This window comes from Synechococcus sp. BMK-MC-1 (genome assembly GCF_014279955.1).
Lineage (GTDB): Bacteria > Cyanobacteriota > Cyanobacteriia > PCC-6307 > Cyanobiaceae > Synechococcus_C.
Genome location: NZ_CP047939.1, coordinates 1162382 through 1176424, shown reverse-complemented (window position 1 = coordinate 1176424; position 14043 = coordinate 1162382). Strand labels below are relative to the sequence as shown.

17 protein-coding genes are annotated in these 14043 nt (G+C 62.1%); 13 read left to right on the top strand and 4 right to left on the bottom strand.

The window, feature by feature from the left end; translation table 11 throughout:
- The first annotated feature begins 34 nt into the window (after nt 1–34).
- The gene (locus SynBMKMC1_RS06670; RefSeq protein ID WP_186473161.1) at nt 35–1420 is read left to right on the top strand and encodes a hypothetical protein; all 1386 of its coding nucleotides are present in this window, start codon (nt 35–37) and stop codon (nt 1418–1420) included.
- 2 nt (nt 1421–1422) lie between these two features.
- Here the strand turns inward: SynBMKMC1_RS06670 and SynBMKMC1_RS06665 are convergent, their stop codons facing one another.
- On the bottom strand, nt 1423–1704 hold the full coding sequence (locus tag SynBMKMC1_RS06665; RefSeq protein ID WP_186473160.1) for a hypothetical protein: 282 nt from the start codon (nt 1702–1704) through the stop codon (nt 1423–1425).
- Nucleotides 1705–1721: 17 nt separating this feature from the next.
- Nucleotides 1722–2195, bottom strand: a complete 474-nt coding sequence (locus SynBMKMC1_RS06660) for a L,D-transpeptidase (RefSeq protein WP_011933076.1) — start codon at nt 2193–2195, stop codon at nt 1722–1724.
- Between the two features lie 76 nt (nt 2196–2271).
- Here SynBMKMC1_RS06660 and SynBMKMC1_RS06655 point away from each other — a divergent pair, with 76 nt between their 5' ends.
- Nucleotides 2272–3468 carry a hypothetical protein gene (locus tag SynBMKMC1_RS06655; protein WP_186473159.1) on the top strand — a complete coding sequence of 399 codons (1197 nt, stop codon included), beginning with the start codon at nt 2272–2274 and terminating at the stop codon, nt 3466–3468.
- Here SynBMKMC1_RS06655 and SynBMKMC1_RS06650 read toward each other — a convergent pair.
- Entirely contained in the window at nt 3465–3935 is a 471-nt protein-coding gene (locus SynBMKMC1_RS06650; RefSeq protein ID WP_186473158.1) for a CBS domain-containing protein, read from the bottom strand. The two genes, SynBMKMC1_RS06655 and SynBMKMC1_RS06650, sit on opposite strands and share 4 nt — an antisense overlap.
- Before the next feature lie 31 nt (nt 3936–3966).
- On the opposite strand from SynBMKMC1_RS06650, the gene pgsA reads away from it, so the two are divergent.
- Entirely contained in the window at nt 3967–4515 is a 549-nt protein-coding gene (gene pgsA / locus SynBMKMC1_RS06645) for a CDP-diacylglycerol--glycerol-3-phosphate 3-phosphatidyltransferase (RefSeq protein WP_011933073.1), read from the top strand.
- Here the strand turns inward: pgsA and SynBMKMC1_RS06640 are convergent.
- On the bottom strand, nt 4481–5404 hold the full coding sequence (locus SynBMKMC1_RS06640) for an NAD-dependent epimerase/dehydratase family protein (protein WP_186473157.1): 924 nt from the start codon (nt 5402–5404) through the stop codon (nt 4481–4483). The two genes, pgsA and SynBMKMC1_RS06640, sit on opposite strands and share 35 nt — an antisense overlap.
- Before the next feature lie 79 nt (nt 5405–5483).
- Between SynBMKMC1_RS06640 and hisA the strand changes: the two genes are divergently transcribed.
- From hisA to proB, 10 genes are all read left to right on the top strand, one after another.
- Nucleotides 5484–6254 carry a 1-(5-phosphoribosyl)-5-[(5-phosphoribosylamino)methylideneamino]imidazole-4-carboxamide isomerase gene (gene hisA, locus SynBMKMC1_RS06635; RefSeq protein WP_186473156.1) on the top strand — a complete coding sequence of 257 codons (771 nt, stop codon included), beginning with the start codon at nt 5484–5486 and terminating at the stop codon, nt 6252–6254.
- Nucleotides 6255–6398: 144 nt separating this feature from the next.
- Complete coding sequence (locus SynBMKMC1_RS06630; RefSeq protein WP_255486381.1) at nt 6399–6776, top strand: Fur family transcriptional regulator; 378 nt, start codon at nt 6399–6401, stop codon at nt 6774–6776.
- A 45-nt stretch (nt 6777–6821) separates the two neighbouring features.
- Complete coding sequence (locus tag SynBMKMC1_RS06625) at nt 6822–8438, top strand: DUF3685 domain-containing protein (protein WP_186473155.1); 1617 nt, start codon at nt 6822–6824, stop codon at nt 8436–8438.
- Nucleotides 8439–8498: 60 nt separating this feature from the next.
- On the top strand, nt 8499–9035 hold the full coding sequence (locus SynBMKMC1_RS06620; protein WP_186473154.1) for a thylakoid membrane photosystem I accumulation factor: 537 nt from the start codon (nt 8499–8501) through the stop codon (nt 9033–9035).
- 61 nt (nt 9036–9096) lie between these two features.
- Nucleotides 9097–10263, top strand: a complete 1167-nt coding sequence (locus SynBMKMC1_RS06615; RefSeq protein ID WP_186473153.1) for a F420-0:Gamma-glutamyl ligase — start codon at nt 9097–9099, stop codon at nt 10261–10263.
- 51 nt (nt 10264–10314) lie between these two features.
- Nucleotides 10315–11379, top strand: a complete 1065-nt coding sequence (locus tag SynBMKMC1_RS06610; RefSeq protein ID WP_186473152.1) for a hypothetical protein — start codon at nt 10315–10317, stop codon at nt 11377–11379.
- Nucleotides 11380–11402: 23 nt separating this feature from the next.
- Nucleotides 11403–11882, top strand: a complete 480-nt coding sequence (gene ruvX / locus SynBMKMC1_RS06605) for a Holliday junction resolvase RuvX (protein WP_186473151.1) — start codon at nt 11403–11405, stop codon at nt 11880–11882.
- Nucleotides 11879–12421: a DUF3727 domain-containing protein gene (locus SynBMKMC1_RS06600; protein WP_011933064.1), complete on the top strand. Its 543-nt coding sequence runs from the start codon at nt 11879–11881 to the stop codon at nt 12419–12421. The genes ruvX and SynBMKMC1_RS06600 overlap by 4 nt, the downstream gene beginning before the upstream one ends.
- A complete protein-coding gene (locus tag SynBMKMC1_RS06595) occupies nt 12421–12930 on the top strand; it encodes a YqeG family HAD IIIA-type phosphatase (protein WP_186473150.1) in 510 nt (169 codons plus the stop codon). Before SynBMKMC1_RS06600 ends, SynBMKMC1_RS06595 begins: the two co-directional genes overlap by 1 nt.
- Nucleotides 12927–14042 carry a glutamate 5-kinase gene (proB, locus tag SynBMKMC1_RS06590; protein ID WP_186473358.1) on the top strand — a complete coding sequence of 372 codons (1116 nt, stop codon included), beginning with the start codon at nt 12927–12929 and terminating at the stop codon, nt 14040–14042. Before SynBMKMC1_RS06595 ends, proB begins: the two co-directional genes overlap by 4 nt.
- The last annotated feature ends 1 nt before the right edge of the window (nt 14043 follow it).

Below are 14043 nucleotides of genomic sequence, written 5' to 3'. Positions count from 1 at the left end.
GAAACGTCGGAGGCGTCCGCGACGACGCAGAGGGTTGGGGGTGCGCAAACGCTGGCTGATTCTTGGCTTTCCGGTCGTCGTCTTCGCAGGATTGCTGGCACTCGCACCCGGCACACCCAAGCCTGAGCCCACACCCCGCACGGACCAACAGCTCAAGGGAGATGCGCTCGGTCCCTTCCGCTATCAACCCGATGATGAGGTGTATGCCCTTGATTTCGACCCGCGCAAAGTCAGGCTGGGACTCCTCGAGGGCTGGGATCGCGAACAGGATGCATTCGAGGACTCGGCCGCACTGGCTTATGTGTCCGGGCCGATGTATGAGCGACACATCGATAACGGCGGTCAGGAGATCACCGTTCCCCTGGGGGACCTGAAGTTCGGTCAACGCATCTGGAGAGGTCGAAACCGCACAGCGTCCCGCCAAAGGGCTTTCGTTGGAATCCGAGACGACGGCCGCGTGGACTTTGGCTACGGGGAACTGACCCCTGAACGCGAGCAGACCTACGACATGTTCATCGGCGGACTGCACAGCATCTACAACGATCTTGAGACCCCCCCCGAGAGCTACAAAGGCGCTTACAGCATCAGCATGGGGCAAAGAATCCGTTATTACCTGCCGCGGATCCGAATGATCTTCGGCCTGCGCAGCGACGGAAGGCTGGAGATGCTGATGAGCAAGGACGGCCTCACCCTGGAGCAGACGAAAGAACTCGCACGGCGACGGGGCTTAGTCGCGGCTTACATGCCCGACCATGCTTCCAAGAGCCGCCTGATCATTCCAGGCGTGAAGGGATTCACCGAAGAAGATGCCAACTGGATCAGCGGCGGAGCGACCAGTTTCGTGCACGTTCCCTACCTCCTTCGCCTCAGCGAGCGACGCAATCAACTGCAGGGCGGACTGGTCGCCAACCTCTCAGAGCGTCTGCAATCCCAGGCATCCTGCGACGGCCCTGTCGACTGTGCGCGGATGGCAGGGACGCGTTTGGCTGACCGCGCCTTGGCCGGGCTCAATCGTGTGATGGAACAGGGTGTGGAACCGATCGCCCGCATGATCTGGACGCCGAAACCGTCCTCCCGTGAGTCCGACACGGCGCCACCTGCCTCACCCGGGATCGGCACACGTTCACCCCTTCCGGAACCGCCAATCACTGCGGATCCACTCGTGCTGCTCGAACAACCAGGCGGAAATGAGCGTTCAGCACCACTGGAGCCGACGCTGCCGCCGATCGACACGGGTCTGCCCCCCGATCTGCCCCCACCTGAGGTGATTGAGCCCCGATTGCAGGAGGAGCTCCCCACCACTCCGGCTGAAAGCGCATCGGCACCTGTCCCGACGGATGCTGATGACAGCAACAACGATGCAGCGGAAACGTTTGTGGGAGCACCGCCTCCACCGCTGTTACCCCCACCTCTGCCCTGAAATCAGCGGCGGAAGATGCCGTTGCAGTCCCCACGAGGCGGCTTGGAGAAGCACACATTGTCTGGTGACCAGTAGCCGATCGCAGGGAAACGCAGTCCTTGGCGACGCGCTTCCGCATTCACAGCCTCCACCCCTTTGGCCGTGATCAGAACGTGACCGGGGCCCTCGACCTGATCGAGAAACTTCTGTTCCGGCATCTCCTTCAGCGCAGAGGCCACAGTTGGCGACGCAGTCAACGCGGCACAGCCTGTGATCAGCAGCGAGGGAAGCAAACGGTTGAACATGGCGGAATGGCTGAAATTCAGTTGGAGGTCACGACCACGGGAGTGCCGACATCCACTTGCTTGAAGAGGGTGACGACATCTTTGTTGAGCATGCGGATGCACCCCAGGCTGACGGCAGCCCGCAGCTTCACCCAGTTCGGCCAGGCGGTGCCGTGAATCGCGTATTCGCCAGAGCCGATCTGGAAATAAGCCATGTAGCGAACACCCACTGGATTCTTGGGTCCAGGCGCGATGACCTTGCCGCCCTTGTGATACACCGGTGCCTCCTCTTTGCGCGTAATCGCGTAACTGCCGGAAGGGGTCGGCGATTCTGGAGCCCCGATGGCAACGGGGAAGCGCTCCACAACTTTGCCGTTGTCGAGAAGGGTGAGATATCTCTGTTTGAGGCTGATCTCAATGGTTTTTTCCGCCCGCGCCTGCATCGGAGCCAGTCCCAAGGACAACAGGGCCATTCCCGCCGGCAGGGCGATGCGCCAGGAAGGGATGGACATGACGGAACTCTCGTTTGCGCGTCATTGTGACCCAGATCGGGTCGGGCTAGCGTCTCCCCACTTACCACCGCCTTCCGTGTCCCCCACTTCCGCTCTCCGATCCCTGCTCCGCTGCGGACCTTTGCGCGGTGTGATCGGCGCCAGCCTTGGACTCACGGCTTTGCTCACTCCCGGCGCTCACGCCGGGTTCTCACCTGAAGAGCTGGCTGCGTTTGAGGTCACCGAAATGCGGGCCACGGTGACCACCGCGCTCCCTAAAGAAAAGGTGATCGAGGTGATCGACCCTCACGGTCACAAAGAGATTCTGACGGTGGGCATGGATCTCGCGCCCCTGGGTCTGAAAGCGGGGGATGAAGTCAGCCTCTCCATCCTCGATGGCCTGGTGGTGGAGCTGGAACCCAGTTCCAGCAAAGATTTGAGCTTCAACCGCGAAGACATCATCCTGCCCATGGATATGGGCAGGCTCAAAAAGGGCATGCGCGTGGCCCTGGCCTCGGGGACCGGCCGGGTGATCCGCATTGATGCCAAGGACAACTCCATTGATCTGCTGGGACCTCTCGGCGGAATCAACAACCTTGATGTTGTTCCCACTCCGGGAGTGAATCCCTTTGACCGCCTCAAGGTTGGAGACACCGTGGACTTCCGGCTGATCCAGCCCCTGGCCATCGATGTGCAGAAACTGCCTGCGTCGCAAGCCGCGGCCCAGAGCTACAGAGTCAACGGTCAGGCACCGATGGTCAGCACCGTGATCGATGACGGCGCGGCCCTCAAGAGCGAACTGCTTGAAGCCTTCGAACTGGCTCAGCTGAAGGCCACGATTCAACGGATCGTTCCCGGACAGAAAGTGCTCGAGGTGAAGGGCGCCCAGGGGCACACCAGCCTGCTGACCAGTGCCATCGATCCCACAGCTGCGGGCCTCAAACCTGGAGATCAGGTCTCCATCGAGCTTCTCCAAGGCCTGGTGGTGGATCTCAGGCCCTCGAACCAGACCACGCTCAGCTTCCAGCGGGAAGATCGCCGGCTCGGCAACGCCTTCGGTCCGCTCCCTTCAGGGACTCGGGTCGCCATGGCAACCGGAACCGCAGAAGTGGTTCGGCTGTCGCGCACCGATCACAAAGTGACCCTGCGCGGCCCTCTCGGAAAGATCCACAAACTCGATATTCGTCCTGAACTCGAGGACGAGGTGTTCGCTGACCTCAAGGTGGGCGACATGGTGGAGTTCAGGCTGATCAAGCCGATCGCCATCCGCATCCAGCCCCTGGCCCAGCTCTAGGGCTGGGCGGACGCCAAGGCTCTCACTACATCACCGCGGGTGAGCATGCCAACGGGCCGGCGCTCATCATCGATCACGATCAATCGCTGCGTTCCCTTCTCGTGGAGCATCGATGCCGCTTTTGGCAATGGCAGGGACTGGGCACAGGAATGGCTGTCACGACTCATGAGGTCGGCCACCGTGTTGCCCAGCACCTGGTGAACCTGCTTGTCCCAGTTGAGCGGATTGCGCAGGTAGATCACGCTATCGAGAAGCATCACGTAAGGCCCGGCATCCACCCCGCTCTCCCGCACCATCAGGTTCTGTTCGGTGAGTTCGCCCACAAGCGTGCCGTCATCACCAACCACAGGCACACCGCTGATGTGGTGATCACTCAACAGGGTCACGGCATCCTTCAGCGGCGTCTCTGGGGTGACGGTCAGCACCGGAGCGGACATCACCTCCCCGACCGTCTGCTGGAGCACCATGGGACCTAATCAACTGCACGCATTCTGAGCCTTGGTCTCTCCATGGCGATCCTGGGCGGATCGACTCACGCTTCTCCGTGCTGTTCTTGGAGCCCCTGTGCTGCTGGCACTTGCCGCCGAACAGTTCTCCACAGCATGGATCCTGCTCCTCCTCGGTGCTCTCAGTGACTGGGCTGATGGCTGGATGGCTCGCAAAGCCGACGGTGGCAGCAGCTGGGGAGCGAGGCTCGATCCCCTGGCGGACAAACTGCTGATCAGTGCCCCCTTGATCTGGCTCGCCGCCGAGCAGGTGCTGCCCCTTTGGTCGGTCTGGCTGCTGATGGCCAGGGAACTCCTGATTTCCGGTTGGCGCTCAGCAAGCCAGAGCGGAGCGCCGGCGTCCTGGCTTGGAAAAACAAAAACCACCCTGCAGTTCCTCAGCCTGTTTCTGCTGATCTGGCCGCCAACGTGGGGGGTCGATTCAGTGGTTGCGGGCTTGCATCAGCTGGGCTGGAGCCTGTATTGGCCAGCCCTTGGGCTGGCCCTCTGGTCTGGGCTGGCTTACATCAACCCTGGGAAAACAGGGCCTCGTCGCCGCTGAAATCCGGACTGGGCGTGGGGTTCAGCTGGTAATCCCGTTGAAAACTGTCCGCCATCGCCGTGGCCGCATCAAAACGGGGCATCCAGGCCAATTCGCGCTCCACCCTGGAGACATCGGTCAGAAAGTGACTGAGCCGCAGGGGGAACGCCTTGCGCGCTTTCGGATCGAGACCACTGGGGTCGAACGAGCGCAGATCCAGATCAGCGAGCTCGCGGCCACAGGCCTTGGCGGCCGCAGCAATCAGGCCTCGAAAAGTGATTCCGCGGTGGGACGAACAGTTGTAGATGCGGTTGCAGGCGGCATCCACCTCAAGACTGCGGGCCATGGCCTCAGCCAGATCCTCCACATGGCCAACCTGGGTGATTGTGGTTCCATCACCAGGGAGCGGAACCGGGCGCTGGTTCACGATGCGATCGAAAAACCAACGCTCCACCGGGTTGTAGTTACCGGGTCCAACGATGTAAGTGGGCCTGAAACTCGTGAAGGGAATCCCCTCACGCATCAGCCAAGCTTCGGTTTCAGCCTTGCCGGCATGACGACTCTGCGGATCCAGGGGGCTCTGCTCATCCAGTGGCCAGGTGTCGCTGCCGGCGTAAACACCGGCGGAGCTCACGTAGAGGAAACGGTGGGAGGGAGCTCCAGTGCGTTCAATCACCTTTTGGCTGTCAGCCAGGGTGCGACCGGAGCTGTCGATCACCACCTCGAAGCGGCGACCCCGAAGCTGCTCCAGGGCGGCGGCGTCCTGGCGATCACCAATGCAGGACTCCACCCCCTCAGGCAGGGGCTGCCGGCCGCGGGTGAACAGGGTGAGCTGGTGACCTTGTTGCAAAAGGCGGCTCACGAGGGGTTTCCCAACGAAGCGGGTCCCACCCATCAACAGGATTTGCACAGTCAGTCCAGCGGATCGGCAGCCATTGAAGCGTGCTCAACCCAGCCATGCAGGATGGGGGTTGTTTCCCCCGTCGACCATGCAGATCATTCCCGCCATCGATCTGCTGGGGGGCAGCTGCGTTCGTCTGCATCAAGGTGATTACGACAAGGTCACACGCTTCAGTGATGACCCTGTGGCCCAGGCCTTGCAATGGCAGGAGCAGGGAGCGGAGCGGTTGCATCTGGTCGATCTCGATGGAGCCCGCACAGGGGAACCCGCCAACGACAGCGCCATCCGTGCGATCACGTCCGCCCTCACGATTCCCGTGCAACTCGGTGGAGGTGTGCGCACGGCGGAGCGGGCGGACACCTTGCTGGCCTGTGGTCTCGACAGGGTGATCCTCGGCACCGTGGCGCTGGAGCAGCCCCAGCTGGTGGTGGAGCTGGCCGATCGCCATCCCGGACGGGTTGTGGTGGGAATCGATGCTCGCCACGGGAAGGTGGCCACCAAGGGATGGATCGAGGACAGCAACACGGAGGCCACCGCGCTGGCTCAGCGCTTCAGCGCCTCGGCCATCGCAGGGATCATTAGCACCGACATCAGCACCGACGGCACCTTGGAGGGACCGAACCTCCAGGCCCTGCGCGAGATGGCAGAAGCCAGTTCCGTCCCCGTGATTGCCTCCGGTGGGGTGGGATGCTTGGGCGATCTCCTGGCCCTGCTCACGTTGGAGCCCCTCGGAGTCGAGGCCGTCATCGTTGGCCGTGCGCTCTACGACGGACGCATTGATCTGGGCGAAGCACGCAAAGCGCTGGCCGAAAGCCGGCTTCAAGACCCGCCATCAGACCTGCTGCAGGATTTCGCTTGACACGATGCGGCCTCCCCAGGAGAGATTTAATGTGAAGTGATTCCGACTACCGCTGTGGAGTCTGCTTTCGTGCCACCCCTCACTCAAGACGGAGGCAGACGCAGGAGCCTTCAGCAGGCATTCGAGCAGTGTCGAACGCTCGGCATGCGCTTGAGCCGGCAACGCCGCATGGTGCTGGATCTGCTCTGGAGCGAGGGCACCCATCTCAGTGCGAGGGATATATTTGAAAAATTGAACCAGCGCGGTCGGAGCATTGGCCACACGTCGGTTTATCAAAATCTCGAGGCCTTGCAGAGCGCTGGGGTGATCGAATGTCTCGACCGTGCCAGTGGTCGTCTTTACGGCTATCGCAACGACCCCCACAGCCACATCACGTGCCTGGACAGCGGCGCGATTGAAGATCTCGACGTTGAACTTCCCCTCGACCTGCTCCAGGAGATTGAACAGCGCACCGGTTACACGATCGAGACCTACACGCTTCAGCTCAGTGGCCGGCGCGGAGGCGGCACTGGAGGATCCTGAGAAGGACCGTTACCTTGACGCCTGTAGGCAATCGAGCTGACCACTGTGAACGTTCAGGCCAGGGAGATTCTGCTTTTCGCTCCCGACCTTCTCGGTGAAAGCCTGGCTGCTGAACTTTCAACGGCTGAGCATCCCCTGAGCATTCGGCGCAGCAGCGAAGCTCTCGAAGGCCATCCTGATCTGGTGATTTGGTCGCTCCCCAGCCGCAGCCAGTCCTTGCTGCTTGATCGGGAGATTCTCCAGCTCCAACAACGCTGGACTCCAGCTCCGATCCTGCTCCTTCTCCCCTCGGATTTCAGCCGTGATCCCCGGGAGCTTTTGGCTTTGAACTGTGAGGGAATTCTTCAGGATCCCGATCTGGAGGGTTTGCGAACCGCCATCCATCGCCTGTTGCAGGGGGGCCGGGTGCTCACATTCGAATCCCGCGCTTCGGCGGCTGAGCATCCAGGCCAGCCTGTTGGTGTTGCCAGTTGGCTGCTGCTGAGCGGTCTGCAGCAGATCAGTGCCGATCTGCAGGTGATCGAAGCCCTCTTGAATCCGCCACCCGACCAGTCGCTTTTGCGTTTGCTGCTCGAGGGACGCCGGCGGGAATTGCTCAGTGCACGCAATCTGCTGCTGTGGCTCTGGGGGCCTCTTCAAGTGGGGCTCGATGATGCCGTTTCCCTTTCAGAACCCAAAGAGAGCATCAGTCTCAGCCTGAGGGAACGCAACAGCGAAGCGGTGTGGGAGGCCATCCAAGACCGTTTACAAACAGCCGTCAGCGGAGGCCTGGGCAATGGCACCGGCCAATTGCTCGCGATCGAGGGTCTGCATCCAGAGCGTCGCCGCGACCTGCTCCTCGCCCTGCTCAAACAATTGCACGCCGTGCTGCTGCGCCTGCGCCAGGACGACCCTTCAGCCCCATCGGGCCAGCAGGACCTGAAAACGCGCTGGAATGCTCTGCAGCCAGAGGTCCGCGAGCAGGCATTGCGCAGCGTGGCAGGAAGCTACGTGCGCTTGCCGCTTGGCGATGCCATGCAACCGGTGGCCGATGAGCTGCTGCAACGCACCGACCTCTTGCGAGGCGATGAGGAACTTCCCGACCCCATGACCATGCTCGCGGCGTTGGTGCAGGACCAACCCGTTCTGGTCGACGGACAGCTGCTTCCCGCTGACGATCCCAGAGCCTTGCTTCAACTCGAAACGCTCATCAGCAACTGGCTCGTGCGCACAGCGGAATTGATCGGTGGCGAGTTGCTGGGTGTCTGCGGTGAGTGGCCTGAACTGCGCCGTTACCTGCTGGATCAAGCGTTGATTTCCACCCGCGAACTGGAGCGGCTGCGCAACCAGCTCAACAGCCAGTCCCGTTGGCAGGAGTGGATTGAACGACCGATCCGCCTGTATGAAAGTCGGCGATTGCTGTACAGACTGCACGCAGGCCAGATCGAACCCCTGCTGCTCACCGAAACAAGAGATGAGGAACTGAAAACGCTGCAATGGTGGCAACAGCAGGTCGCGCTTCTGGTCGAAGCGCGCGATGCCATCGCTCCTCAGGTGCAGAGTCTGGTGAAACGGTTCGGTGATCTGATGGTGGTCATTCTCACCCAGGTGGTCGGTCGCGCGATCGGGCTCATCGGCAGGGGCATTGCCCAGGGGATGGGGCGCAGCTTCGGGCGCAGCTGAGTGCAGAGCTGACGCCTTGCATGGAGAAGGGTTCAGAATGCTCGTCTTTCGTGCTGAACCATGGCTGGGTTTCTGCTTCGCTGCCTTTCGCTGGTTCTTGCTCTGGTTCTGATCGCCCTTCCTGGAGAGGCCGCCAGGGACACCGACAGTTATGACGGCAATATTTTTGCTCTGTACGCAGGCAATGGCTCTCTGGTTCCGCCGGCCACAACCCTGGCCGAATCCCAGGCAGCAGGCCGAACCAGCGTGCTGGTCTACTACCTCGATGACAGCAGCACCAGCAAGGTGTTCTCCTCATCCGTGTCGGAACTTCAGCGCCTCTGGGGCAACAGCGTGGACCTGCTTCCCCTCACCACCGATGCCCTGCAGGATCGCGGCGATCAAGGACAGACCGACCCTGCCCACTATTGGAAAGGGATCGTGCCTCAGGTGGTGGTGCTCGACGGCAGCGGATCCGTGCTTCTCGATTCCGTGGGACAGGTGCCGCTCGAAGAGATCAATGCAGCGATCAGTGCTGCGACCGGAATCCCCGCCCCCACAGGAGGAAGCACAACGCTGAGTTTCAACGAGCTCAACACCGAGGTGATCTCCCGCTGAGCTCTCGGCTCAGACGCCTTACGCTGCGCGCCACTGCTTCCGGTTCTGGACCGGCGATTCCATGGAATGCCTCCTGCTGATTCTCCTGCTGCTGGGGCTAGCAATCGCTTGGATCGAAGCACGGCATCGACTCTGGCCCGCGTCCCCCCTGGAGCTACGCCAGAGCGACTGGTCTGCGACCCAGAACGGAGCATCTCTGGAAATGGAAGGGTGGCTGGACATCAGCAATCCTCACGGGCGCATGGAAGTGATGGTTCCGGAACTTGAGGTTCAACCCACCCTGATCGGCAGTGCCGATCTGCGCGACATCGTGACCTCCACCCGGATCACACCGCACCATCCCGATGAAGAGACAAGGGCCGATGGCTATTGGCCGGCGTACATCGTGAAGGGTCACAAGAGCACCAGGGTGCACGTGGCGATCACCCTGAGCGGGACTGCACCGGCACCGGTTGGTGAGCGTGTGGACACGGTCTGGGTGGATGTGCACTGGGTGAACTACGGACCGTTCGGACGCTTGAGCCGTCGCCAGGGGGTGGTGGTGCCGCTGCGCCGACCAGCCGTGACGACGGCCGCTCAGGCTGAGTTCCGATCGGGGGATCAATGCTCGGTGCTGCCGTTGAAGACCCACCTGCTCGGACCTCTCGACGACTGCATCGAGGTCTTGCGTCACTACAGCGCTGATCTGCTTCAGAAGGGCGACATCCTCACGATCGGTGAAACACCGGTGGCCGTGATCCAGGGGCGTTATGCCCATCCCTCCACGATCAATCCGGGATGGCTGGCCCGCCTGCTCTGTCGCGTGTTTCACCCCACCAGCAGCCTGGCCACCGCCTGCGGGCTGCAGACCCTGATCAACCAGGTGGGGCCGACCCGGGTGTTGCTGGCCTGGCTGGTCGGTTCCCTGCTCAAACCGCTTGGCCAGCGGGGCTGGTTCTATCGGCTGGCTGGAGACCAGGCCCGCTTGATTGATGACATCACCGGTACGACGCCTCCTTACGACCAAACGATCGTTCTCGGACCCCAGGATCCGGAACAGCTTTGTGATCAAGCAGCGGCAGCCCTCGGCGTTTCCGTGGCCATCGTGGATGTGAATGATCTCGGACGCGTGAAGGTGCTGGCGTCGAGCCGTGGATGCAATGAAGACCTGCTTCAGCGCGCACTCAAACCGAATCCCGCTGGCAATGCCAACGAGCGCACCCCACTGGTGTTGGTCCGCCCTGCTTGAACACAAAGGGAGAACCGCGGCGATACATTTGGATGAAGCAGGAGGCCTGCGGTGGGACAGTCAGCGGGATTTCGGCTTCGGATCGAACCACTGAAGGCGGCTCACGTCACCAGCTATCCCCAGGGTGGAGAGCACCAGGCAGTGCTGCCGCCATCCACGCTTCAAACCCTGTTGGTGCAGAACTGGGTGAGTGGCTTGGGTGGATTGATTCGCTCGCCGCTCACCACCCGCACACTCCGGGTGCTGACGCTGCTTGAAACCTCCTCCAGCCAACAAGACCAACTCCTGGCGCTGGCGCTGCTGCGCCCCGGCAATCGCCGCTCAACCTGCTGGCAGCTCGATCTTCTTCAAGTGCGAAACCCTGAGCGTTTCAGCCGCTCACAGGCCCTGCAACTGCTGATTCAGGGTGCGATGAAGGATCCGGTCGCTCAATCGCCCAGCTGGTTGGTGCGCTGCGACCCTTTGGATCGCATCACGCTGGATGTCTTGCGTGAGTCTGGCTTTCAACCCTTGCTGCAACGCCGCATCTGGAGGGCCCCCGAGACGTCCTCAGCCCCTTCAGAGCAGCCATCCCTGGCATGCCCTGAAGGCATCCAATGGATGCCGGTCTCGCGCAGCAACGTGAAGCCGTTGCTCTCCCTTGAACAGAGCAGTATCAGTCCTCAACACCGCCAGATCATCGACAGGCAGTGGATTGACCTCCTGGATCGCCGGCAGGGATCGCTGGTGCTGATGGCAGGAGTCGATCGGGAACCGGTGGCCATCGCCGGGCTCCTCAACCGTCCCTGGGGGTTGGACGCATCCCGCTATGAATTCGTGCGCGGCCCCGCCTGGGATGCACGCATCAGTGCGGCGTTCAGTGCCATCCTCCAACGCTGGGGGATGCGAGGCCGGCCCCTTGAACTGCTTGTGAATGAAGACGATCACAGCATGCAGGGCGAGTTGGAACGTCTCGGCTGGACATCGGGGGGATCGGAGCTTCTGCTGGGCCGCAGCCTCTGGCGGCGGGTGAGTCAACGGGAACCAGCGGGCCTTCGCTCCTTGGAAACCATGCTGGGCCATCTGCAACCGCAGCATCCACCCCTTCCCACCCCAACCCTGGCACCGAGGCGTTGAATCCCAGGCCCAAACCCCGCTCCATGCTCAGTCTCGACGTCGGACGACGCCGCATCGGTCTTGCTGGGTGCGACCCCCTGGGGCTGACGGTGTCATCGCTTCCGGCTCTGCACCGTGGCTCCCATGCGCAGAATCTGCAGCACCTGCGAAACCTTTGCCATCAGCGCAACGTGCAGGGACTGGTGGTGGGTCTTCCCCTCGATGATCAGGGACAGCGCACCGATCAGGCTCACCACTGCCATCGCTATGGGCAACGCATCGCCCGAGATCTCGGGCTTCCCCTTGCCTTTGTGAATGAACACAGCAGCAGCTGGGCGGCAGCGGAGCGCCACGGACTTCAGGGAGATCGCAGCGGACGACTCGACAGTGCCGCCGCCGCCTTGCTGCTGGAGCAGTGGCTCGCCGAGGGCCCGGATGTCGAACCGGTTAAGGCGACACCCGATGAACGTGGCGGGAATGGGGTTGATGAAGGATCCTGTTCACATCCACACCCGTCCCCATGAGTTCAAGCGGCCCATCGTCTAGCGGTGAAGTTCCCACCGTTCTCGTGAAAGACAGCGAGGGACGCGACCTGCTCTGTTTCCTTGAGCAGCTCATCCCTCTTGATGGCAAGGACTATGCCCTGCTCACGCCGGTGGACACGCCGGTGTGCCTGTTCAAGCTCCGCGATGGTGACGATCCCCAGCTGATCGACAGCATCACCAGCAGCGAGCCAATCCTCTCGGTTGCTGATGTCGTGCTGCAGGAACATGACCTCACGCTGGTGCGTTCGGCCGTCACGCTCACCGTGAACGGGGAATTGGACGAACCCGAACCAGAGGACCCCGACGATGAAGAGGGAGACGACGAATCCGAGACCTATGAACTCTTGGTGAGTTTCCTTGTTGAGAATCAGGAATACGGGCTCTACATCCCCCTCGATCCCTTCTTCGTTGTTGCGCGCATGGACGACGGCTGTGCCGTTCTCGTGGAAGGAGAGGACTTCGACAGGATCCAGCCCAGAATCGAGGCTGAACTCGACGAGCGTGACCTCCCGGAGTGATGCAGCGTCATTGGTTGCGGCCCGACTGGGATCCCGGTCTCACCCTGGCCCACTTACCACTGGAACCATTGCTGGGGCGGGGGATCAAGGTGCTGCTCCTGGATGTGGATCGCACACTCCTTCCCGGAAAGGATGTGGTGCTACCCCCGGCCATCCGCCGCTGGCTGGATGACGCCTCCCGGCAACTGCATCTGCACCTGGTCAGCAACAACCCCTCCAGACAAAGGGTGAAGGCGGTTGCCGATCAGATCGGGGTTGACTTCACCTGCGCAGCCTCCAAGCCGCGCAGGCGAGCCATGAGCCGAATCATCGAGCGGCTGCCGACCCCGCCCACCCAGATCGCCATGGTTGGCGATCGGGTCTTCACCGACGTCCTGGCAGGCAATCGTCTGGGGCTGTTCACGGTGCTCGTCAGGCCGCCGAATGCGGAGGGATTCCCCTGTCCGAACGATCGCGTTCAGCGCCTGGAACGCCGCCTGGCATGGCTGCTGGGGAGCACCGCACGATGATGCTCAGGGTTGTGAAGGTCGGCACCAGCCTGCTCCGGGAACGTCCGAATGCCACAACGGGAGATGCGATCGCACGTCTGGCCAACAGCCTGGCGGAGAGCATTCACAACGGGGACCAGGTTGTTCTTGTGACCTCCGGGGCCGTGGGGCTGGGCTGTCAACGCCTGGGGATGCCCCACCGACCCACGAGCGTTTCTGGCCTGCAAGCCGCTGCAGCCATCGGCCAAGGCCATCTGATGAGCCTTTACGAGAAAGCCCTAGCGCAACGCTCGGTTCCGGTGGCCCAGGTGCTCTTGACGCGCTCAGATCTCGCTGATCGCCGGAGTTACCACAACGCCTCGGCAACCCTGCACCAACTGCTGCAGTGGGGTGTACTGCCGGTGGTGAATGAGAACGACACGGTGTCATCAGCCGAGCTGCGCTTCGGCGACAACGACACCTTGTCGGCGCTCGTGGCTGCGGCCGTGGGTGCCGATGAATTGATTCTGCTCACGGATGTGGACCGCCTCTACACCGCTGACCCCCGCAGTGACAGCGCAGCCACTCCGATCACCGATGTGCTGCATCCCTCGGAAATCGCCGAGCTGGAGGAGGGCGCCGGGGACGGCGGCCGCTGGGGAACCGGTGGGATGACCACCAAATTGGCAGCGGCACGCATCGCTACGGCCAGCGGCATCACCGTGCATCTCGGCGACGGACGCAACCCCGAGGGACTGCGGCAGATCCTCCAGGGGGGGCGGGGTGGCACGGTCTTCCATCCCCACCCCGAACCGCTGGGCAACCGCAAAAGCTGGTTGGTCCATGCCCTCCAGCCCACAGGAAGTCTGTCCATCGACAGTGGTGCCTGCAGGGCCGTGAGACAACGTGGTGCCTCCCTGCTTCTGGTGGGAATCACCGCTGTTGAGGGTCAGTTCAGCGCCAATCAGGCCGTGCGCGTGCTCGACCCCGATGGCCAGGAGATCGCCCGTGGGCTGACATCCATGGACAGTGAGCAACTCGCGTTTCGCCTGAACCAAACCACCAAACCCGGCACCCTTGGAGGCTCCCCCGTGGTGATTCACCGTGACGCCATGGTGCTGATCACCCCTACGATCCGCCAGCCAGCCTCCTGAA

Coding starts and splice junctions, on each gene's coding strand:
- SynBMKMC1_RS06595 (WP_186473150.1), top strand. CDS start 12,421: ATGCAGCGTCATTGGTTGCGGCCCGACTGGGATCCCGGTCTCACCCTG.
- SynBMKMC1_RS06665 (WP_186473160.1), bottom strand. CDS start 1,704: ATGTTCAACCGTTTGCTTCCCTCGCTGCTGATCACAGGCTGTGCCGCG.
- SynBMKMC1_RS06620 (WP_186473154.1), top strand. CDS start 8,499: ATGGCTGGGTTTCTGCTTCGCTGCCTTTCGCTGGTTCTTGCTCTGGTT.
- SynBMKMC1_RS06630 (WP_255486381.1), top strand. CDS start 6,399: ATGCGCTTGAGCCGGCAACGCCGCATGGTGCTGGATCTGCTCTGGAGC.
- SynBMKMC1_RS06650 (WP_186473158.1), bottom strand. CDS start 3,935: ATGGTGCTCCAGCAGACGGTCGGGGAGGTGATGTCCGCTCCGGTGCTG.
- SynBMKMC1_RS06660 (WP_011933076.1), bottom strand. CDS start 2,195: ATGTCCATCCCTTCCTGGCGCATCGCCCTGCCGGCGGGAATGGCCCTG.
- hisA (WP_186473156.1), top strand. CDS start 5,484: ATGCAGATCATTCCCGCCATCGATCTGCTGGGGGGCAGCTGCGTTCGT.
- SynBMKMC1_RS06600 (WP_011933064.1), top strand. CDS start 11,879: ATGAGTTCAAGCGGCCCATCGTCTAGCGGTGAAGTTCCCACCGTTCTC.
- proB (WP_186473358.1), top strand. CDS start 12,927: ATGATGCTCAGGGTTGTGAAGGTCGGCACCAGCCTGCTCCGGGAACGT.
- ruvX (WP_186473151.1), top strand. CDS start 11,403: ATGCTCAGTCTCGACGTCGGACGACGCCGCATCGGTCTTGCTGGGTGC.
- SynBMKMC1_RS06615 (WP_186473153.1), top strand. CDS start 9,097: ATGGAATGCCTCCTGCTGATTCTCCTGCTGCTGGGGCTAGCAATCGCT.